Source organism: Motilimonas sp. E26, assembly GCF_021278025.1.
In the GTDB taxonomy this organism is placed as follows: Bacteria; Pseudomonadota; Gammaproteobacteria; order Enterobacterales; family CBDFNC01; genus Motilimonas.
Genome location: NZ_JAIBHJ010000002.1, coordinates 95,288 through 115,350 on the forward strand (window position 1 = coordinate 95,288; position 20,063 = coordinate 115,350).

A 20,063-nucleotide genomic window follows, 5' to 3' on the forward strand; every position below is an offset into this window, starting at 1 on the left:
TCTGCTTTACTTATCCACAGCTCGGATTAATTAATACAGTGAACTATGTGCTGGCTTGGACTGACTTTTGTTTTGCCCTTTTGGATTAACTAGATTAAATGCCTGTAACCAAGTTACAAATTCATCTGCTTTTAACGGCTTAGAATAAACATAACCTTGGATTAAATCGCAGCCTCGCTCACGTAAGTAAGCTATTCCCTCTTGCTCCTCAACCCCTTCAGCTGTCACGATGTAACCCAAGCCGTGACTGAGCGCGATGGTCGTTTCTACTATCATGGTATCGTTTTGGTTATAAAGCATGTCTTGAATAAAACAGCGATCAATTTTTACTTCATTGACTGGCAACTCCTTCAAGTAGGCAAGGGACGATTGTCCGGTGCCAAAGTCATCGATGGCAACTGAAATACCAAGGTTTTTAAATAACTGCAATACCGAAATGACCGTTTGCGGATCTTTCATCACCGCTCCTTCTGTCACCTCAATAGCCAGGGCGCTAGCTGGCACTTGATACTGTTGCAGTAAATCTTGAATAAGGGTTGGCAACTGCAAATTAAGTAAATCATGAGCCGACAGATTCACCGCAACTTTAGGTTCAACTCCTTGCTTACGCCAGTCGGCTATTTGCGCCACAGCTTGTTGCAACACCCACTCGCTGACTAAGCCAATATTGCCAGAATGTTCGGCTAAACGAATAAACTCATCGGGTGGGATAAAGCCTAGATCGGGGTGTTGCCAACGGATCAATGCTTCAGCGCCACGACAGATGTTGGCCTGAATATTGATTTTAGGTTGAAACACTAAATGAAATTGCCCTTGCATTAAGCCCGTCGTCAAATCACTGATAATTGTTAATTCACGTTGGTACTGTTCGTCTTCTCCCGCGAGATAGGTCGCTAAGGCTTTATTTTCAAGACAGGCTTTAGCCAGCGCAATTTCAACGCGACGTAAAATCACATCGACCGAGCCACCATGTTGAATTAAGTCCAACACACCGGCACGAACAGTGAGCGTAATATTAGAGCCGCGCACCGGAAATGGTTGCTCAAGCGCATCTAAGGTGGCACACAATTGCTCGCGATTTATCCCGTTTTTATATAGCAAAAGAAACGCATCGCCATCGACACGCGCAATAAAATCAGCTGCAGGAGTAATCGTTTCCAAGCGCCGAGCAAAGCGCACTAACAAAGCATCCGCGTTAGCAAAACCTATCATGTCGTTAATATGGCGAAAACGCTGAAGGTCTAGCAGCACCAAATGCCCAGCTAAATCACCGTTAATTTCACGTAGCATTTGCTTGGCAGATTCTCGGTTGTGCAGCCCAGTCAAGCTGTCATGGCAAGATTGATACTTAAGCGCCGCTTCACGCGAAGCCACATGACTTTGCATTTCATTCATACTGCTGGCCAAGCTCTGTAGCTCAGTCGGCGCGTCAATAATCGGCTCGGGCTGCTCACCTTTACCTATCTCCTGCGCATAGCGCACTAAGTTCATAATCGGGCGACTTAAACTACCAGACAACCAGAGGGAAACCATGAACGCAAGGGATAAAGTAACCGTAAAAATCAACAGCAAATTATTACGCAGCTGAATAAAACTTAACTCCCACGGCAAGTTTGATAAATGCAAAACTGCCCACTGATCATTGCTTTGCTCATTAAGTAAAATAGAGTACGACAGGTAGTTTTTGGGGAGGCCTTCTTTAGCCATCTTAGCCATATTCGGTAGCTCAGCCAGTCCGTTCAAAAAGTCTGCTTGCTCTGATTTCGCCAGTGTCGAAGAAATACTTGGCGGTTGATCCGGTGACGAATGAATAAAACTGACATCGACTCCGGTAATAGCTTGCGCATCTTGCGCAACTTGTTGATCCAAAACAAACCCCATGCCCACCCAAGCAATTAATAACGGGGCTTTAACGGGCTGTAGGACAAATTGATAACTCACCCCATCGATATCCAGTACGGTCGAAGAGCTAACACTATTAGCCCCTGCAGCTAAGGTGTTTAACGCCTTAATTTCAGGCTGATTCACTCCAGATAAGCTCGCACTGATTAACTTTCCTTCTGGGGAAAGTAACACCACAACATCAGCATCGATCTGGTTGCCTTGGTTTTCTAACACCGAAGCGATGGTTTCTTGCTCGCCCGTTGCAATGGCTTGGCGAAAAGCAAAATCTGCTGCAAGTACCGATACGCTTTTATTAAGCTCTTTCGAGCGGTTTTTTAACATATCTAAAAATACATTAATTCCCACATCTAAACTTTTTTGTTGCTGCTTTAGCCTATCTTCGTGCATCGCCGTTAGCACCGACACCGCCGTTCCTAACTGAACCACGGTTAACACTAAAATAAATACCACCACTAACCGAGTACGGTAGCTTTTAAACATAATCATCTCACTTGATAGTTAGGGTAACCAGTAGGCTTATCTACTGGTTTAGGTTGATCAATCAGCAAAACTAGGCTCAGTGAAGCCGCGCCATCAGTGAGCTTTAGAGCCGCTAGAGGTTGATCTTTTTCTTGCCATGGGGCCATAACTTAACCTGATAAGATGCAGCATTAACGGGCAAAGTAACACTGCTTATAGCAATCAAAAGTGAAGCAAAATATCGCGGTGAAATAAACATCTAACACTCCCATAAAAACCCATTTCAAGTAACTTTGAATGTGTAACTAGGATCGATATTCTTTGAGACTAATTTTGCCCACGCTAACGCGCACTAAACCAAAACCAGTGATAAACCTTCCCAGACTGCGGGCTAAAACCCACCATTAATAGTCAACTCGCCACCATTAAACTATGCGATAAGAATGGCTATTTCGCCAACGCAAAGGCCTATAAATAAAAGTCTAATCAATTACAAAGCCCGATTAGCCTAGGGCAAACAAATGAGCATTTTTGAACGATAGATAGCGATTTATTAGACGAATGTCTGCCACAGGGAAGCGGCAACTAAGCCCTTCAAGGATGCTTTTACGGCGTTTCGTATAATAAAATGTTACTTGCTTTAAGCTTATGCTCAAATATTGTACGTTCATACGTTCGCCCTACCTATTAACCAGAGTGATAAAACAATGTCTTTACCCTACCATCATTTTCGCTTACATAGCCCAGCCCTTGCTGGTAACTTGTTACAAGATAACCCTGTACGAGAGGCACTTATATACTTACCACCAAGCTACCATAAACAATCTGACCGATGCTATCCGGTGGTTTACTTACTTCATGGTTTTGGCGGTACTGCCAAAGGCTGGTTTTCCGAACAGCAGGGCGAGCCAAGCTTACACTTAACCATGGCGCAGCTAATAGCGACAAAACAAGTCAAAGAGATGATTATTGTGGTGCCAGAAAACAGTACTCGCTTTACCTGTACTGGCTATAACAACAATGACGTTCAGGGCCACTGGCTAGACTTTATTTGCCATGATTTAGTCAATGCTATTGAAGCGGAATATCGCTGTTTGGGCGGTGCAAAGCATCGCGCGCTGATGGGCCATAGTTCAGGAGCAGACGCCGTACTGAAAACCCTTTTTTATAAACCCGGCTTTTTCCAACACGCCTTTGCCATGAGTCCAGCCAACCTACACAACGATAGCATCACGTTTTTTAAACAGTTATTCAACGACAACCACACAACCTTAATGCAAGCCGCCCAAGGCGAGCTAGCCATAGAGCAGCTTGATGTGTGGCAACACCTTTTGATCTGTCGCTTACAAGCTGCACTGCCCGATGTGAATAAACCACCGCTATATTGCCGCTTGCCTGAACAAGAAAGTGATTGGCTACAACTGGCGAATACCGCTTTTAATTGCGTTATTCCCACTCACGGCCAGCATTTAAAAGACGTCAACATAGCCATTGATATCGGCAGCCAAGAAGATACTCACCAAAGCTGTCTCAATTTAGTGAAACAGTTTAATCAGTCGGGAGTGGCCATTGAACTGTTTGAATTTGATGGTGGTCACGTCGACCATATGGGAAAAAGCCTTGCTTACGTTTTACCTTGGCTCAGTCGTGCGCTAACAAGCACTGATTGATAAAATCAGGTAAACTGAACAGCATTCTCGACTTACTTATTTACTTAATATGACGAAAAGAACAGACGTCACCATCGGTTTAACCAACCCTAAAAGTGCGACTAATGTTGGCGCCGTCATGCGCGCCGCGGGGTGTTTTCAAGTTGATCGCGTAATTTACAGTGGCGAGCGTTACGATCGCACCTTAAAGCTAAATACCGACACCAAGAAAATCCGCTCAAGTATTCCTCTCACCCAGCAAAATTGTTTGTTAGACAATAAGCCAGAAGAGGTAAAAGTAGTGTGCGTTGACTTAGTAGTCGGTGCAACACCACTACCCGAATTTGAACACCCAGAAAAAGCCCTTTATATTTTTGGCCCTGAAGATGGCACCATTAGCCAACAAGTGATCGATCAAGCCGATGCCGTGGTTTACATTCCAACCATAGGTTGTTTAAATCTCGCAGCCTCCGTTAACGTACTTTTATATGACAGAAGCACGAAATTGGCGCAACTAAAGGCCAGTGACGAATTAATACACAATAGCCGTGATCGTAACAACAAAGTAAAAGTTAAAAAAGCGGAGTAGCCTTATCAATCAATCGTAGGCACAGTGCTCCAGAGGCTGACCAATTATACTAGCAGTTGGCCATATATACCCAATCAACTTGGAGAGGCTTGATTTCAGCAAGATCTTACACGCGTTTAGGCAAGGCATTGATTGCCGGTAATGGCTTCCCCTTATCAAAATCAATAACACAGCATAAACGCGTGTAAAACTTGCCCTTTGGGAGCCCGCCGTGTTTCCACTACGTTGTTACGCTAATTTGAAAGGTGCCTACATTCCTTCATTAGCGTGCCTAGTATTGAAAACACGGTGGCGCTCTGAAACATACATCTTCAAGTTGATTGGGTATAACTACTGCTATTGCTGTAATGGCTGCGTTTTAGCTTGCGACATGATGAACAAGCGACACTTTCGTTCAACGCGGTCTGTTAAGACCGCTCGCTTTTTTAACTTGAATATTTCTGCAATAACTTAGTAATAAAACCATCATCCAGCATACTTTGCAGCACCTGATTCAACTGCTCTAGTGGCACAGGGCTAAGTTTAGAAACGGCCGGGGTGATCTTTTGCTCGCTGATCAAAAAACTAGCAAAGACAAGTTCATTTTGATAACCGCTTTCTTTGAGCAACCAAGTGCCTTGGATATCGGATGTGACAACCGCATCCAAGCGTCCCGCCTTTAACCTTGTTAAATTATGCATTACCTCAAGTGAGTCCGAACGAATAACTAGCCCATTAGTTAACTCGTTATCTATTTCTGGGTATGCATATCCCAACACCGTTCCTAAGGTTAAGCCGATGAGATCTTCCACATTGGTGATATTAGGCGAATCACGACGGATCACTAACACATTCTTTTCATCAAATATTGGCAGCGCCCAATCCACCTTATCAGGCTCAGCCAACCACTTCGGGCTCGACGTTACCACGACATGGACCTTTCCAGTCTGCAGACTATATTCTAAGCGCTTCCGTGCCACTTGCTGGTAACTCACCACAACGTCGGCGCGCCTAGCAAGCTCGTCCATTAGCTCAACAATAATGCCAGATTCAGCGCCACTCGGGCCTAAAAACACATAGGGTGCATTATCACTAGGCGCATAAGTAACCACCAGCAAGGATTTAGCTAAAGCAACGTCACTAAAAATGAAGCTAAAAAATATCAACCACCTAAACTTCATAACTATCCCTTGCCAGTAATATGAATCCGCTAAGTATAGTTCGGCTTTTCTCTCCACTATTAGCAATCAATATTAATTTACTTAAGTTCTACTTAAGGCAGTCACTGCCAAATGGAGTATGTTTACGGCAAAATTACGTTTTTTGGCTGACAACACCAAGCGAACAGGGACATATCCACCACACTTTTGTAAGCAAAACATACTGTTACTCTTGTCCAGTAATAAGATGAATGAGTCATGATGAGCCCAGCTTTTAAGCTAGAGTTTTACCTTATAAATAAAAAGCGCTAACATGTCATAAAATGTCAAATACACATCAACTATAGTCAACAAGGAGATATCATGTCACACGCCATTCCAGGGGTAGAGTTTGCTGACAACACCAACCAAAGAACCCCTTGCGTGCTAGTGCTGGATGCTTCAGGCTCGATGAATGGAGCTCCCATTGAACAGTTAAACCACGGCCTCCGCGTATTTGAAGAGCAGCTTAAAGGCGATGTATCCACCGCTATGCGCGTCCAAGTATTAGTGATCACCGTAGGCGGTCACGACGATGTGACTGTGGTGCAGCCATGGGTCGATGCCATTGACTTTAAAGCGCCAGAAATAATAGCTTCGGGCCTAACGCCATTGGGCAAAGGCATGTCATACGCCCTTGAAGAAGTACAAAACCAAAAAGCCCAATACGACGCCAATGGTATCTCCAGCACCCGCCCTTGGATCATCATGATTTCTGATGGCTCGCCCAATGACTATGGCTGGGAAGAAGCCGCACAAGCTTGTCGTGAAGCTGAGCAAAACAAACGCGCGGTGATATTTCCCATCGGCACTGAAGGCGCAGATTTTGACGCTCTTGGTCAATTTTCCAATAAAACACCGAAAAAACTAAAGGGCCTTGCCTTTAACGAACTTTTTGTTTGGCTCAGCCGCAGCATGACCACGGTATCTTCAAGTGTACCGGGACAAAAAGTACAACTACCAAGTACCAATGAATGGGCCGAAGTCGAAATCTAACATGACGCAAACAACCAGTAAGCGAGCGCAAACGGTACACTTTGTTGGCGCAGCAGTGCGCGGTCAGGGCCACCTTAAAACCAATCAACCATGCCAAGATGCTTGGCAAGTTGCCAGCGACGCTGGCGCTACTGTGGCCTGCGTTTGCGATGGTGCAGGCTCAGCTAAACACTCAGATCAAGGCGCAAAAAAACTCAGCCAAATGGTCTGTGATAACTTGCTAAATTATGTATTGGCGCAACCCTCGGCGGTGATTGCAGAGCCAGAATTAGTCAATCAACTGTTCGATACCCTCGCGCAATGTCGCAAAGCACTAGCCAATCAAGGTCCATTAAATGACTATCACGCGACGCTTTGTGGCTTAGTGCAACATCAACAACAAAACTTAGTATTTCATCTCGGTGATGGCTTGATCATTGGTATTAACCCAGATGATTGGCAGGACTTTATTATCAGCGAGCCTGAGAATGGCGAGTTTGCCGAAACCACGTATTTCTTTACCTTAGACGATTGGCAGTCGCACCTGCGAGTCATGTGCGCGCCAGCGCGTTACAAAATTTGGTTTTTAATGAGTGATGGCTGTGCCAGCTTTGCTGCGAAGACGCATCCCTATGCACCGGATTTAAAATTTTTAAAGCCGGTACATAGTTACTTAGCTAGGGTCTGTTGATCTTTGCTGGTTAATTTTTGTTCGAGATAAAAGCGTTTTGAGCAAGGCGAGCAGTGTGTAGCTTAGCATTCTAAGTAAATACTGCTCAACGATGGGCAAAACGCTTTTAGCCGAATCCGTAGGACAGCGTTTGTTGGGTATTTCTACTGCGTTATCGCTTTTTCGTGTAGCTAGCTACACCACAAAAGCGCTGCCTTGTATAAATACCCAACAATTCGCTGCAAAAACAATCACGAAAGATCAACAGACCCTAGTGTTGATAACGAGCTTGCCAGCCAAGCACTAACGGCAACCTTAGACGATCCTCGCACATATTCAATTACCCAAGACGATAAAACCCTAGTGTGGTTGTATAACTCAAGTTTAGCTGTATGACTTTACGCGTTAATCTTTGCTTTAATGATGGCAAAAACAAACTTTTAAATACTCAAGATAAATCGTAACTCATCTTGCGCTAAAAGAAGCGACTGTGTGACAAACTAAAACCACCAGCAAGGGCTAGAGGAAAGCTATTAGTTTCACCCTACCACAAAGCATATGACCTTATTTAAGATTTCAAGGCAAGAGCCTAGCCCTAGTCCAGCATCTTTTTGCTCATACTTACTAGCCCCATACTCAGGGCGAGATCTCACAATATAAATAAGGCTATTGTGTATATTTAACAGTCAAAATTAGCTATGAACTCTTGCTAGAAGTCTGCCCATTACAAAACGTGCGAACAAAATATGTGCAATTCGATTACACATTTATCTGCACCTTTAGTTGCTGCACATTTTCTGTTCAAAGTGGAATCCCACCCTGGCCCCATACTGGGTACTACTTTTTCAATCTTGGGTAATAAACTTCCAAGCCTCCGATGCATTATCTTCAAGCTCTTTTGATTCCTTGGCAACAAATGGGATGGCTGAAGTCACCCAAACTGCAGCATCAACCATAAAGGGGATAGTTTTAAAGATAAATGCCGCAAACAGGACGATAATAAAAAAACGAGCAAATCCCTTTGCTTTAGTATCTTTAGTCTCTTGCAGCGACTTATTACAAGCGTCCCAACCCAACTTTGCAATAATCGCAACAACACCTAACTGTACAGCTAAAATAATGGATGTAATAAAGAAAAAGATGACTAGAAAAAAAACACCTTCAACTAAACCTGCTAAAACGTCCAAATGGCACTCCTAAAATCAAAATTCACAATCGAAACATAATGACTCACTTATCACTTAAAAACCTTGATTTGGTTTATATCTTATTGAATTAGAGGAGATAAGCCATTGCTTCCCCCTCTGAGATATTTAGCTATGACAAGTCGCTTTAAAACAAGAGCCTTATGATGCCTTGCGTCTTATCTTAAGCACTATCCCTAACCCAGCGAAGAGCATGGCTAGCCCTAAAACTAAACTCATTATAACGTCACGGGTGGTGCGCTCCATAAATGGCCGAGTAAAGTTCCATTTATGTAAAAAGCTAAACGAATAACCTTCGTAGCGTGCGTTGTCGGTGAGGCGGTCGACTAAGATCCCTGTCGCCGGATCAATAAATACCTTATCACCTAGCTTGCTATCATAATCCAGTTGCCACACAGGCAAGCGCTTGTTGCGAAAATCATAATGTAAACCGAAGTGCGTAATAAGCTGAGTGCCTTGCAGCTGCTCAAGGGATAAACCCAACTGTTGCTCAGCCATTGCTATCACCAGTTTTTCATCGTTAAATGCCACTTGCTGGCCCGTTTTCGCCGAGATGTACAACGCCGGATCCGTAATGGCGATGCCGTCATAAATCGCGTCACGTTGCGGGGCTTGATGACCGTGATGACGGTGCTCATCTTTACCTGCCGTTTTCACCGCATCATGGACATGGCCGCCCTTACCCGCTTTGTTACTTGGTAAACTTAAGCGATAAATTAACTGCCCTTGCGGGTCGCGAATTAAACTTAAACCATTCAGCATAAAGCCAAGCTCTTTGCTAGACCATATTTGTTGGTTGAGTTCATCGTCTTGCCAAGTCAATGGCTGCGCTAAACGCAAACCGTTGTGTTGGTCAGCGATGGCAGCATGTAACAGGTGATACAAGCCACTGCCACTAAAGCCCAGTAAAGGCAACCAGATAGCATACGCCACTAAATGATGCACATTACGCTGCCAAGTCGCCTTAGCGCTGCGCTTAATAGAAAGTACCAGCGCCATACCAGTTAGCGTGCTTAGCACCAGCACTAACATTAGTAATCCCACCAGCAATACTCGCGCATACTCAAAATCATCTAACCAATGCCAAGTGTGTAGAGTACGAAACCAGCCTTGCACTTGAATTTTGTAGTCATTAGTGAGCCCAGCTTGGGCGTTGGTTTCCGTGTGTACATAGATGGTGAGACCATCGGGCGAGTCAAACGCCACTTTATACACCGGCAGCAAGCGGTTAACCCAAGGGTAAGCATGATCAAACTGCGTTTGCAGGGTGACGGACTTGATCGCCGTATCAGCGAGGCCGGTATAATGACGCGCTAACCACTTAGCATGCTCAACATCATGATCGGCTAACTCACGATAATTACTCAAATCAAAGTAACGCCGCGGCGCCAATTCATCTTGCGTCACCTGTAGCACCGCCCCATTGACCGAGGGCACAACCTTCACCAATAACGCTTGATTGATTTGGTGTTGTTTTAACACCGCTGGCACTTGGCTTACCAAACTGGCGGGTAATACGGCTTTAGGCGGAAAAAAAGCCGCCAACTTTGGCCCAGTCCAACTCATTAGCGGATGTAACAACCCCGACAACGCCCAGATAAATAGGCTAATAAACGCCAACCAAGCGAGACGGTTGTGCCATGTTTTAGCCGGCTTTAACAGCGGCTTTAAAAATTTAAACTGCATGGGAATACCTTACATATGCCTTACCATCAACAGCTTCCAAGCACCTATGTTGCCAATCACCAAGTTCTTGGAGCCGTATTCTAAAATCAGCCCTTAAAACTGTGCGTCAATACCTAAGTAAAAACTGCGTGGCGCACCCGGACGATAGGAAATATTAGGGTTACCCACTTGGTTGGAGGTGTAAGTAGAATAACGTGTATCCGCTAAGTTCATTACCCGACCACGCAACATCACGCGGTCGCTAATTTCATAGCTGGCGCGCAAGTTAAATAAATCATGGCCCTGATATTTATTGGTGTTGGTTTCGTCGGTGTAGTATTCACCTAAGTGCTCCCACTCAACCTCTATTGCTAGTCCATCTAAGGCTAACGGCGCGTATTGGAATGCAAGATTACCCATGGTGTTGGGCGCTTTACCGACATCAAAACCAGCATAGTTGCGCGTTTCAACCACTGGAGGAACACAAGCTGGTGGATAGCAAGAGTAAATATATTGATAGGCTTTGTACTCTTGCTGGTTGTAAGTAAAGCCCGCGTTCATACCCCACTCGTCAGTTAGGTCACCTGCCAACGACAACTCAATCCCTTGGTGCTGCGTTTTACCGGCATTGGTGGTTTTACGATCGCGGCCATCAATATAGCTGACCACTTGGTTTTTCACTATCATGTGGTACAAGGTCAGGTCATAGCCAAAGCTATCACTTAAATCACCACGAAAACCTATTTCAAAACTGTCTGATTCAACTGGTTTTAGATCCGTGGTATTAACCGTTGAGCCAGAGCGAAATAACTGGCCAACGGAAGGAATACGAAACGCATTACGATAATTGGCATAGGTTTGATGACCTTGATTAAAGCTATACACCGCGCCCAGTTTGGGGCTGAGGTGGTTAAAATCAAGAGACTGAGAATCGGGGCGCAACCAACGGCCTCGGCCAATAATTTCACTGACACTGCGGTCAAGATTATCGGTGTAATCAAGGTGAAAATAGTCATAACGCAGCCCAGCCACTAAACGCCAATTATCTGCTGGTGTCCATTCGCCATGCACATAGGGTGAAATAGAGGTTTGGTCAGCATCATAATCGTAATGAGTACGACCTGTTTCACTGTAATCGGTAAAAATGTCGCCTTGCTTGGTTACCGAAATTTGCTTTTCTTGGTAGTCAGATACAGTGTGGTCGATGTCGACACCGGTGATCAATTCACCTTGCTCAAAGTTATAACGGTACTTACTTAATAGACCAAATGACTGGAAGTTGGTTTCACGAATGTTCGGATCATAAGTTACCATCCAACTGGGCATCATCTTAGTGGTGTTATCACGATAGAAGGGCGTAAAACTCAGTAGCGATACATCACTTAGCTCGGTGGCAATTTCCCCCGTTAAGCGAAAGGCACTCACATCACGAAAACCAATGTCGCCATGGTATTTATTCTTGGTCGGATTATTTTTGTAATCATCTTCTTCTAAATCTGACACGCCACTTTGGTCAACACCGGTATAAGCTGCGATCAACTTGTAACTGGTCGCACTAGAAAGATTGCCGTCAAAACGCAGTGAGGTAGAGTAACGCTGATATTCTGACTCATCACGATAACCGTCACTGTCAGTCAGGTTTAACTTAAATGCCATGCCATGATCGTCATTAATATCAGTGCCACCAGAAACCAGCGCGCGTTTCCAGCCATGCTCTCCCCCTTCAAGGTTTACTCGCCCTGACGCGTAATCGGGACAGGCCTCAGTCACCGAGTTAATCACCCCGCCGATGGCATCGCTACCATAGAGTGATGATCCTGGTCCTTTGGTCACTTCCACTCGCTCGGCCTGAGGAATATTCACTTCGTATAAACCGTTGTGATTGAAGAAACCGGTAGGACGAGTCGGCACCCCATCTTCTAAAAACAGATACACGCCACTGGTTGAAATTGGTTGGCGGATTGACGTCATATGCCCTTCGCCGCCGAGGTTATTAACATGCACACCCGCCACTCGATTAAGTAACTCTGCGGGGTGAGATGGCGAGACAGCTTCAATTTCTTCTTTGTCTTGCACGCTAACACTTTCCGCCAACTCGCTACGGGATTTACCTTCACGAGTGGCAGTGATCACCATGGTATCAACGCTGTTAGTCGTCGTTTCAATTTGGCCCGGTTCAGTTTGCCCTTGCTCAGATTGCGCAAACGCGGCAAAAGGTACAATACTGCTCATCGCCAATGCGATTAAGGTTTTTTTAGTTGTTATATTCATTTCTAATTCAACACGTTTATCAGCTAAGTTGGCGCTTTATTGGCATCTCAACCAAACAATCACTTTCGTTAGCAAAATTAATTTTGATATTGAATTTGCAAGAAAAATCAAGCGGCAACCAAAGTTACACCGCAAAGCTTTCCAACAAAATCAGATTAAATGAGGCGGTTAAACGTGTTGTGGCGGCGGGGCGCGCAGGAGGGGTTGAAACCAAATAACATTTGCATATTCAAGGCCATTAGATTGATACCAAATAGCAGTGAGCTGGCTTAATAATAAGCTAGGTTTGATGCCAAGATAGACCTGCTGCAGTGCACTAAGATCGACTGCAGGTACACATAAAGCGCATTTAAATTTAGAAAAAGGAGAATCGCCGTGACCATCCAAATTAGCAACATCGGCATTAAGACCATCACTGGTAGCCATCGCATTGCCAGCAAATAGCTCACTTGCCTTAACCCACTTAAATCCCGTGGCGGTACAAATCAGTATTTTTTCGTTCGGATCGTAACCCTGCAGCGCCGGATTAACGGCACTGGCAGCGCTGGCATAGAAGGGCAGCATCAGCTTCAGCAGAACTGATATAACGAGAAATCGTGCCCAATGTCGAAAACATCCTTGTTTCATGGCGCGCAGATTAGCGACTCAGCAAAGCAAATGCAACATTTCGTTAACAGCATTAAATAAAACGCAAATAACCAACCACTTGCAACTTATTGCTATAGCAGTAAACTATCCGCGCTTTTTAAGCACATTCTCAGGGCGGGGCGCAATTCCCCACCGGCGGTAAATTGTTTTCACCTCGATGTCGAGATAAACAAAAGCCCGCGAGCGCTTGGTTAACTCTGTTTAAGCAAGGTCAGCAGATCTGGTGTAACTCCAGAGCCGACGGTCATAGTCCGGATGAGAGAGAATAAAAAATAATGCGCGGGCTCGTCCGTTAGCAGGCTATTGTCAGCCATTTGCTAATGGGCACTTGCGTAGGCTTTTTTCGTGGTCAAACACGTCCTCTATCAGCCCTGATTCTGGTATCTATTTATAGAAGGAATTTACCATGAGTCAGTCTTTATTAACCCCATTTGGCACCCCGATGCAGCGTGTTGAAACGGCATTAATCGCCCTACAACAAGGCCAAGGTGTACTGGTTGTTGACGATGAAAATCGTGAAAACGAAGGGGATTTTATTTTTTCAGCGCAGCACCTCACTACCGCACAAATGGCGATGATGATCCGCGAAGGCAGCGGTATTGTGTGTTTATGTTTACCAGAAGAGCGTGTTAAGCAGCTCGATTTACCACAAATGGTTAGCAACAACACCAGCCAAAATCACACCGCTTATACTGTGACTATCGAAGCAAAAGAAGGCGTAACCACAGGTGTTAGCGCCGCCGATCGCGTGACCACCATCAAAGCCGCCACCGCAGCCAACGCCAAGCCCGAAGATTTATCACGTCCCGGCCATGTGTTTCCGCTAAAAGCGGTCAATGGCGGCGTGTTAGTAAGACGCGGTCATACCGAAGCGTCGGTCGATTTAATGCGACTAGCCGGACTCGATCCTTTTGGCGTGATTTGCGAATTAAACAATATTGATGGCTCAATGGCACGCTTACCTGAAGTGGTTAAGTTTGCTACGCAACATCAAATGCCCGTACTGTCGATTGAAGATTTGGTGAGTTACATTAACAGCCAGCAAAGCTTGGCGGGTTAATTTATTAGGTAGGAGCCCCAGTCATGGGGCGATAAAGCGCTTTTTCGCTGAGCAAGCTCAGTTCCTCTATAGAAGGAATATCGTGTAGAGGGCAAATATACTCGGCGATATTGCTAAGTTCAGAATATCATTCGCCGAGCAAGCTCGGCTCCTACGGGGGAATATCGTGTAGGAGCCGAATTTATTCGGCGAATAGGAACTTAATCCTCGCCAAGGAAGCCGCCCGTTTGATGCGCCCATAGCTGGGCGTAAATCCCACCAGCCGCGACCAGTTCAGCATGACTGCCCTGCTCGGCAATTTCACCTTTATCCAGCACGATCAGTTTATCCATCGCGGCGATGGTTGATAAGCGGTGAGCAATAGCAATAACGGTTTTGCCTTGCATGAGTTTATATAAACTAGCTTGAATCGCCGCTTCTACTTCTGAGTCCAGCGCCGAGGTGGCTTCATCTAAAATCAGGATCGGCGCATCTTTTAATAACACTCGGGTAATGGCAATACGTTGACGCTGACCACCGGATAACTTCACGCCGCGCTCACCCACATGGGCATCATAGCCTGTGCGGCCACTAGGATCCGTTAAACCGAGAATAAACTCATGGGCTTCGGCTTGCTTGGCCGCAGCAATCATTTCTTCTTCAGTGGCATCTGGGCGTCCGTACAGCAAGTTTTCTCGCACCGAACGATGCAGCAACGAGGTGTCCTGCGTTACCATGCCGATTTGCGCGCGCAAACTATCTTGTTGGATCTCACGAATGTCCTGATCGTCAATGAGAATACGTCCTGACTCAACATCGTGGAAACGCATCAACAAGTTCACTAAGGTTGATTTACCGGCTCCCGAGCGACCCACTAGACCAATTTTCTGGCCCGGTTTAATGGTAAATTGCAAATTATTAATCACGCCTTTGTCCTCACCATAGTGAAAACCAACCTGATCAAATTTAATTTCGCCCTTATTAACTACTATCGGCTGCGCACCCGCTTTATCTTGAATTTGTAATGGCTTAGACAGGGTATTCATGCCGTCTGTCACTGTGCCCATGTTTTCAAATAAGGCACTGACTTCCCACATGATCCATTGCGCCATGCCGTTTAAACGTAGCGCTAATGACACCGCAATGGCAATAGCACCAACCGTAATTAAGCTGCCAGACCAAAGCCAAATAGCCATCGCCGAAATAACAAATACCAGTAGATAATTAATAACGTTGACCGACATATTCAGGCTGGTTGCTAAGCGCATTTGTTTGTACACCGTCGCCATAAATTCGTCCATGCCTTCTTTGGCATAGTCGGCTTCACGGTTAGTGTGTGAGAATAGTTTTACGGTGGTGATATTGGTGTATGAATCGACAATACGACCCGCCATCATCGAACGCGCATCAGCTTGTTCAGCTGAAATTGCACGTAGCTTAGGTACAAAATACATTTGAATGCCAACATAAGCGGCCAACCATACCAACATAGGCAGCATTAAACGCCAATCAGCCGAGGCAACCAATACCAGCATAGAGGTGAAATACACCACAATATACATTAGGACATCAAGTAGCTTCATCACGGTTTCACGCACCGACAGCGCGGTTTGCATCACCTTAGTTGAAATCCGCCCTGCAAAATCATCGGCATAAAACGACACACTTTGTTTAAGTAAAAACCGGTGTGCCAACCAGCGGATTGACATCGGATAATTACCCAATAAGGTTTGATGCACCAACAACGAATGCAATAGACCAACTAAAGGCATCGCCACCAGCAGCACAATACTCATATAAATCAGTGTGCCCGACTCTTCTGCTAGGAAAGTGTCTGGGTTTTTATCCGCTAACCAATCAACAAGTTGTCCCATGAAACGAAATAATGATACCTCTAATACTGCGCCTAATGCTGTTAATAATGACATCAGAAGCAGTGGGATCCACATTCCCTTGGTGTAGTGTCGGCAAAAAGCTAACAACCCCTTTGGTGGCTGGGTCGGCTCTTCGGGCGGAAAAGCAGGCAGTAGGCGTTCAAAAAAGCCAAACATGGCATATCCTTTTTTATTTGCAGGTAAAGAAGAGGCAAAATCGGCAACAAAGCTGCCGAATAGGTGAACTGAATATGATAAGCGAAATCAGGCAGTCGGATCTAACTAAAAATGCGCATTGTTTGTTCTAATTTTTCATTTATAAATCAATTAAGTTGGCCATGTAAGCGACCAACTTATCGTACCAGCATTACAGGTGGATGTGGCCTGATAGGTATTTTTTTCCTTGGCCTGATAACAGCACTCTGCCCGCGGCCAATAGCTTACAGTGCATTGCGCCCCCGCGTTTAGATGCTTGATATGCGTTGATACTCGCTTTCTCTAACTGTCGGCTCCAATAGGGCGCCAAAATGCAGTGCGCCATACCAGTAACTGGGTCTTCATCTATACCATAACTGGGCAGGAAAAAGCGCGACTCGCAGTCATAGTCAGATCCTTCCTCTCCCAATGCTGTCACCAAAACAGAGTGGGGATGCAAGCGAGCTAAAATGTTCATATCTGGTGTCAGCGCCCTGAGTTGCTGCACACTGTCGAGTACAACTAAATAAACAGGGTCGTCTTGGTTAGTGGCTTCTAATACATTTGCAACGGGCACACCCAAGCCAAGTTCAATGTCAGCAGGGATCAACTCATCAGCCACCATGGCAGCTGGAATTTGCGGGAAATTTAACTGTAATTGCTCACCTGATTTTGTCACCGTTAGCTCACCGCTTTTACTGTGAAACACCACCTGCTCTCCATTAACTCCCATTTCATTAAACAACACAAAGGCGCTGGCCAAGGTGGCATGACCACATAAAGGGACTTCACAGGCTGGCGTAAACCAGCGGATCTGATATTGACCTTGGCTGATGGGCACAAAAAAAGCTGTTTCCGCTAAATTATTCTCGGCGGCAATTTGCTGCATTAATTCATCACTTAACCATGACTCTAACGGCACTACCGCTGCGGGATTGCCTTTAAATAGCTCATCGCTAAATGCATCGATTTGAAATAACGTTAACATCCTTATTCCCATTAACAGTGGTTCTTCTTTGATACCATAAAAGCTGAGCAAAGATGACGCAAGACAATAAGCTGCAAAGATGAGTTGTTAAGCATCAATATCTGAGCCTTTCAACCTAGTTTTACTTGTCTCCGTCATAGCCTAAAGGCATACTTGGCGCCGAAATTAATAACAAAATCCTTGCGAGAGCCTGCATGGCCCCATGGAAAACACAACACCATTAAACTTATAAAAGTTTATACATAGGGATTATAAAAATGTTTAATGTAAACGAATATTTCGACGGTAAAGTGAAATCGATTGCCTTTGAAGGCCAAGATCTTCCTGCAACTGTAGGTGTGATGGCAAAAGGCGAGTACGAGTTCTCTACTGGCGCTAAAGAATACATGACAGTGGTAAGCGGTAGCTTAACCATTAAACTAGCTGGCTCTGATGAGTGGAAAACTTACACTGACGGTCAAATGTTCCCAGTGGAAGCTAACTCTAGCTTTTCAGTAAAAGTAGATGTTGATACGGCTTACCTTTGTAAATACGAAGGTTAATTGCCAAGCTAGCCATTAGCTCGAAAAATAAAACGGCAGCCCGATGGCTGCCGTTTTTGCGTGAAACCATGCCCGCCTTATGATTTTGACAGGCTAAACATTACTTACGCATTTGCTCACGAACCCATTTACCTGCAGGTTTTAAGCTCGCCTCAGTCCAAGGACCATCGTTACGACAGGTGCTTTGCTGCCATACTGCACCACTGCGAAAATCATCCGAATAGTTCCAGTTAACCCAGCTAATTTGCTTATTATTTAGAATATCTAAATAAGCCTGTGCACTGACAAAGTCATTGTTACCATCGCCGGTATAAGTTTGCGTACCAAACTCGGTAACAAATAATGGCAACACTTCACTGGCGGCCGTTAGCTGCTGACGGTAGTAATCATCATGACTAGCGGCATAGAAATGGAAGGTGTACATCACATTATCAAATGGCACTGGATTGTTAACGATATCTTGATAACTCGCGCCATCGGACACCCCTAAGCTTGCCCAGCCATGAGTACCCACTAATACCACCGCATCAGGATCAATCGCGCGGATCACGGGGATAATTTCAGTCGAGTAAGATTGAATGCGATCCCAACTCACTTTGTTAGGCTCGTTGGCAATATCGTAAATGATATTGTTACGATCTTTGTTAGCGTTAGCAATATCGGTAAAGAAACGCTTAGCATTGGTTAGATTGTAATTTGGATCGCCCGGATCAAGCTGGTGCCAATCAACTAGCGCATACATACCGCGCTCAGCGGCTTCGGCAATTAAGCGGTTCACTTGTTCGGTGTAGCCTTGCGGGTCAGTTTCATAACCGCCTTCTTGCACGTAAAGTGAAATACGCAGCACATCGGCTTGCCAATCTTTAGCAAGGGCATCAAGTGATTTCTCGGTTAAACAGTTGTTCCAACCATACCACTGCAAGCCGTGGCTGCTCATGCCTTTTAACTGGATTGGCTGCTGTTTTTCGTTACACAGCTTGGTACCGCAAACCGACAGCTGACCATTGATTGTAACGGGCGTGTCTGTGGTGTTGCCACCGCCAGTGTCTCCGCCACCGGTATCTCCCCCGCCAGTATCGCCGCCGCCCGTATCTGTGCCTGTTGAGCAGCTGCCTTGCTTGCTCCACACTTGCCATGGGCCCGAATTTTGCTCAGGGTTGGCGCCTTTCGTCCACCAATTCGCCTGATATAACTCACCTTGATAATCGATGACAGTACCACTGCCATAAGCAACATTGGCTTGCCAATCTTCTGTGGCATCACATGATGGCCCCGCTGTATCTGTACCACCGCCCGTATCTGTGCCACCGCCGGTATCTGTGCCACCGCCAGTATCTGTGCCGCCACCGCTATCCGTGCCACCGCCGGTATCTGTGCCGCCGCCGGTATCTGTGCCACCGCCGGTATCTGTGCCACCGCCGGTATCTGTGCCACCGCCGGTATCTGTGCCGCCGCCAGTATCTGTGCCGCCACCGGTATCCGTACCACCGCCCGTATCAGTGCCGGCATCACAAACGCCTAAATCTTGCCAAGCATTACTCGATGCCCAACCAACACCAGGCTCATAAGGACCATCAAGGGCGCACCAGCCAGGAACAGTACATTGAAATTTATTGCTTTGATGGGTAACTTGTTGATCTTTCGTGTATTCACCTTTGCCTTGATACGCTTCAATACCACTGCAGTCAACGGCTAAAACAGGTTGGCTAAATGTCATCGCGACACCCAGCGCTATGAGGGATTTTTTCATAAATTCATCCTTGAATTAAACATCTTCTCGCTGCTTGATTTTTAAACAACAGAGTCAGTGTACAATCAAATATTCATAAATAAAGATGAAAAGCATCATAATGAGAGCAACAGCAAAACCCGCAGCCATATCTTACTAACTAGCCCAAAACCTTAATCGGTTTAATAGTTTTCTAACGCGGCTCGAGTTTGCAACAGCTTTTGTCCAACGGTAATCAACATCACTATTGCCATAACTTCTGATACTTCAACTTAGTCACTCCCTACTTTTTTGTTTGTTTTGATCCCTACACACATTTTTTATCAAGCATTCTGTTTCGACTCATTACTCCCCTCAGGCTTGCGTCTCGACAATTAAAAGTTGATCAACTGCAAAAAAATTACAAGCCAAGACAATATGCATTTTATTGCATATGAAATAAGTTTAGTATCTTGCCATTAATATCTAATGGACCGAACTAT

16 protein-coding genes and 1 riboswitch are annotated in these 20,063 nt (G+C 45.3%); of the genes, 6 read left to right on the plus strand and 10 right to left on the minus strand.

The genetic code is table 11. From position 1 onward, the window contains the following. Positions 1–30: 30 nt before the first annotated feature. Together K1M91_RS01770 and K1M91_RS01775 are read right to left on the minus strand one after the other, a co-directional pair. Positions 31–2,385 (minus strand): EAL domain-containing protein, encoded by a 2,355-nt coding sequence (locus tag K1M91_RS01770; RefSeq protein ID WP_232799841.1) that lies wholly within the window; start codon positions 2,383–2,385, stop codon positions 31–33. Between the two features lie 2 nt (positions 2,386–2,387). Then, positions 2,388–2,531, minus strand: coding sequence for a hypothetical protein (locus tag K1M91_RS01775; RefSeq protein ID WP_232799842.1), 144 nt, complete (start codon positions 2,529–2,531; stop codon positions 2,388–2,390). Positions 2,532–3,071: 540 nt separating this feature from the next. Here K1M91_RS01775 and K1M91_RS01780 point away from each other — a divergent pair. Beyond that, positions 3,072–4,034 (plus strand): alpha/beta hydrolase-fold protein, encoded by a 963-nt coding sequence (locus tag K1M91_RS01780; RefSeq protein ID WP_232799843.1) that lies wholly within the window; start codon positions 3,072–3,074, stop codon positions 4,032–4,034. 49 nt (positions 4,035–4,083) lie between these two features. After that, positions 4,084–4,602 carry a TrmH family RNA methyltransferase gene (locus K1M91_RS01785; RefSeq protein WP_232799844.1) on the plus strand — a complete coding sequence of 173 codons (519 nt, stop codon included), beginning with the start codon at positions 4,084–4,086 and terminating at the stop codon, positions 4,600–4,602. Positions 4,603–5,027: 425 nt separating this feature from the next. Here K1M91_RS01785 and K1M91_RS01790 read toward each other — a convergent pair whose 3' ends face one another. Continuing rightward, the gene (locus tag K1M91_RS01790; protein WP_232799845.1) at positions 5,028–5,762 is read right to left on the minus strand and encodes a transporter substrate-binding domain-containing protein; all 735 of its coding nucleotides are present in this window, start codon (positions 5,760–5,762) and stop codon (positions 5,028–5,030) included. Between the two features lie 342 nt (positions 5,763–6,104). Here K1M91_RS01790 and K1M91_RS01795 point away from each other — a divergent pair, with 342 nt between their 5' ends. Both K1M91_RS01795 and K1M91_RS01800 read left to right on the plus strand, forming a co-directional pair. Further along, positions 6,105–6,776 carry a VWA domain-containing protein gene (locus K1M91_RS01795; RefSeq protein WP_232799846.1) on the plus strand — a complete coding sequence of 224 codons (672 nt, stop codon included), beginning with the start codon at positions 6,105–6,107 and terminating at the stop codon, positions 6,774–6,776. Between the two features lies 1 nt (position 6,777). Next, on the plus strand, positions 6,778–7,446 hold the full coding sequence (locus K1M91_RS01800) for a PP2C family serine/threonine-protein phosphatase (RefSeq protein ID WP_232799847.1): 669 nt from the start codon (positions 6,778–6,780) through the stop codon (positions 7,444–7,446). 824 nt (positions 7,447–8,270) lie between these two features. Here K1M91_RS01800 and K1M91_RS01805 read toward each other — a convergent pair. The 4 genes from K1M91_RS01805 to K1M91_RS01820 form a co-directional block, all read right to left on the minus strand. Further along, on the minus strand, positions 8,271–8,612 hold the full coding sequence (locus tag K1M91_RS01805) for a hypothetical protein (RefSeq protein ID WP_232799848.1): 342 nt from the start codon (positions 8,610–8,612) through the stop codon (positions 8,271–8,273). 159 nt (positions 8,613–8,771) lie between these two features. After that, positions 8,772–10,316, minus strand: coding sequence for a PepSY domain-containing protein (locus K1M91_RS01810; RefSeq protein ID WP_232799849.1), 1,545 nt, complete (start codon positions 10,314–10,316; stop codon positions 8,772–8,774). 93 nt (positions 10,317–10,409) lie between these two features. Then, positions 10,410–12,566, minus strand: a complete 2,157-nt coding sequence (locus tag K1M91_RS01815; RefSeq protein WP_232799850.1) for a TonB-dependent receptor — start codon at positions 12,564–12,566, stop codon at positions 10,410–10,412. 168 nt (positions 12,567–12,734) lie between these two features. After that, the gene (locus tag K1M91_RS01820; protein WP_232799851.1) at positions 12,735–13,130 is read right to left on the minus strand and encodes a hypothetical protein; all 396 of its coding nucleotides are present in this window, start codon (positions 13,128–13,130) and stop codon (positions 12,735–12,737) included. Between the two features lie 185 nt (positions 13,131–13,315). Then, positions 13,316–13,485: riboswitch (FMN riboswitch) on the plus strand. Positions 13,486–13,620: 135 nt separating this feature from the next. Between K1M91_RS01820 and ribB the strand changes: the two genes are divergently transcribed. Next, the gene (gene ribB / locus K1M91_RS01825) at positions 13,621–14,274 is read left to right on the plus strand and encodes a 3,4-dihydroxy-2-butanone-4-phosphate synthase (RefSeq protein ID WP_232799852.1); all 654 of its coding nucleotides are present in this window, start codon (positions 13,621–13,623) and stop codon (positions 14,272–14,274) included. Positions 14,275–14,474: 200 nt separating this feature from the next. Here the strand turns inward: ribB and K1M91_RS01830 are convergent, their stop codons facing one another. Together K1M91_RS01830 and K1M91_RS01835 are read right to left on the minus strand one after the other, a co-directional pair. Continuing rightward, a complete protein-coding gene (locus tag K1M91_RS01830) occupies positions 14,475–16,304 on the minus strand; it encodes an ABC transporter ATP-binding protein (RefSeq protein ID WP_232799853.1) in 1,830 nt (609 codons plus the stop codon). Positions 16,305–16,494: 190 nt separating this feature from the next. Continuing rightward, positions 16,495–17,310, minus strand: coding sequence for a PhzF family phenazine biosynthesis protein (locus K1M91_RS01835; RefSeq protein ID WP_232799854.1), 816 nt, complete (start codon positions 17,308–17,310; stop codon positions 16,495–16,497). A gap of 257 nt (positions 17,311–17,567) precedes the next feature. Here K1M91_RS01835 and K1M91_RS01840 point away from each other — a divergent pair, with 257 nt between their 5' ends. Beyond that, a complete protein-coding gene (locus K1M91_RS01840) occupies positions 17,568–17,852 on the plus strand; it encodes a pyrimidine/purine nucleoside phosphorylase (RefSeq protein ID WP_232799855.1) in 285 nt (94 codons plus the stop codon). Positions 17,853–17,952: 100 nt separating this feature from the next. Here the strand turns inward: K1M91_RS01840 and K1M91_RS01845 are convergent, their stop codons facing one another. Continuing rightward, entirely contained in the window at positions 17,953–19,602 is a 1,650-nt protein-coding gene (locus K1M91_RS01845; RefSeq protein ID WP_232799856.1) for a cellulase family glycosylhydrolase, read from the minus strand. Positions 19,603–20,063: the final 461 nt, after the last annotated feature.

Coding starts and splice junctions, on each gene's coding strand:
- K1M91_RS01820 (WP_232799851.1), bottom strand. CDS start 13,130: ATGCTGCCCTTCTATGCCAGCGCTGCCAGTGCCGTTAATCCGGCGCTG.
- K1M91_RS01815 (WP_232799850.1), bottom strand. CDS start 12,566: ATGAATATAACAACTAAAAAAACCTTAATCGCATTGGCGATGAGCAGT.
- K1M91_RS01845 (WP_232799856.1), bottom strand. CDS start 19,602: ATGAAAAAATCCCTCATAGCGCTGGGTGTCGCGATGACATTTAGCCAA.
- K1M91_RS01770 (WP_232799841.1), bottom strand. CDS start 2,385: ATGTTTAAAAGCTACCGTACTCGGTTAGTGGTGGTATTTATTTTAGTG.
- ribB (WP_232799852.1), top strand. CDS start 13,621: ATGAGTCAGTCTTTATTAACCCCATTTGGCACCCCGATGCAGCGTGTT.
- K1M91_RS01790 (WP_232799845.1), bottom strand. CDS start 5,762: ATGAAGTTTAGGTGGTTGATATTTTTTAGCTTCATTTTTAGTGACGTT.
- K1M91_RS01835 (WP_232799854.1), bottom strand. CDS start 17,310: ATGTTAACGTTATTTCAAATCGATGCATTTAGCGATGAGCTATTTAAA.
- K1M91_RS01780 (WP_232799843.1), top strand. CDS start 3,072: ATGTCTTTACCCTACCATCATTTTCGCTTACATAGCCCAGCCCTTGCT.
- K1M91_RS01795 (WP_232799846.1), top strand. CDS start 6,105: ATGTCACACGCCATTCCAGGGGTAGAGTTTGCTGACAACACCAACCAA.
- K1M91_RS01775 (WP_232799842.1), bottom strand. CDS start 2,531: ATGGCCCCATGGCAAGAAAAAGATCAACCTCTAGCGGCTCTAAAGCTC.
- K1M91_RS01840 (WP_232799855.1), top strand. CDS start 17,568: ATGTTTAATGTAAACGAATATTTCGACGGTAAAGTGAAATCGATTGCC.
- K1M91_RS01810 (WP_232799849.1), bottom strand. CDS start 10,316: ATGCAGTTTAAATTTTTAAAGCCGCTGTTAAAGCCGGCTAAAACATGG.
- K1M91_RS01800 (WP_232799847.1), top strand. CDS start 6,778: ATGACGCAAACAACCAGTAAGCGAGCGCAAACGGTACACTTTGTTGGC.
- K1M91_RS01785 (WP_232799844.1), top strand. CDS start 4,084: ATGACGAAAAGAACAGACGTCACCATCGGTTTAACCAACCCTAAAAGT.
- K1M91_RS01830 (WP_232799853.1), bottom strand. CDS start 16,304: ATGTTTGGCTTTTTTGAACGCCTACTGCCTGCTTTTCCGCCCGAAGAG.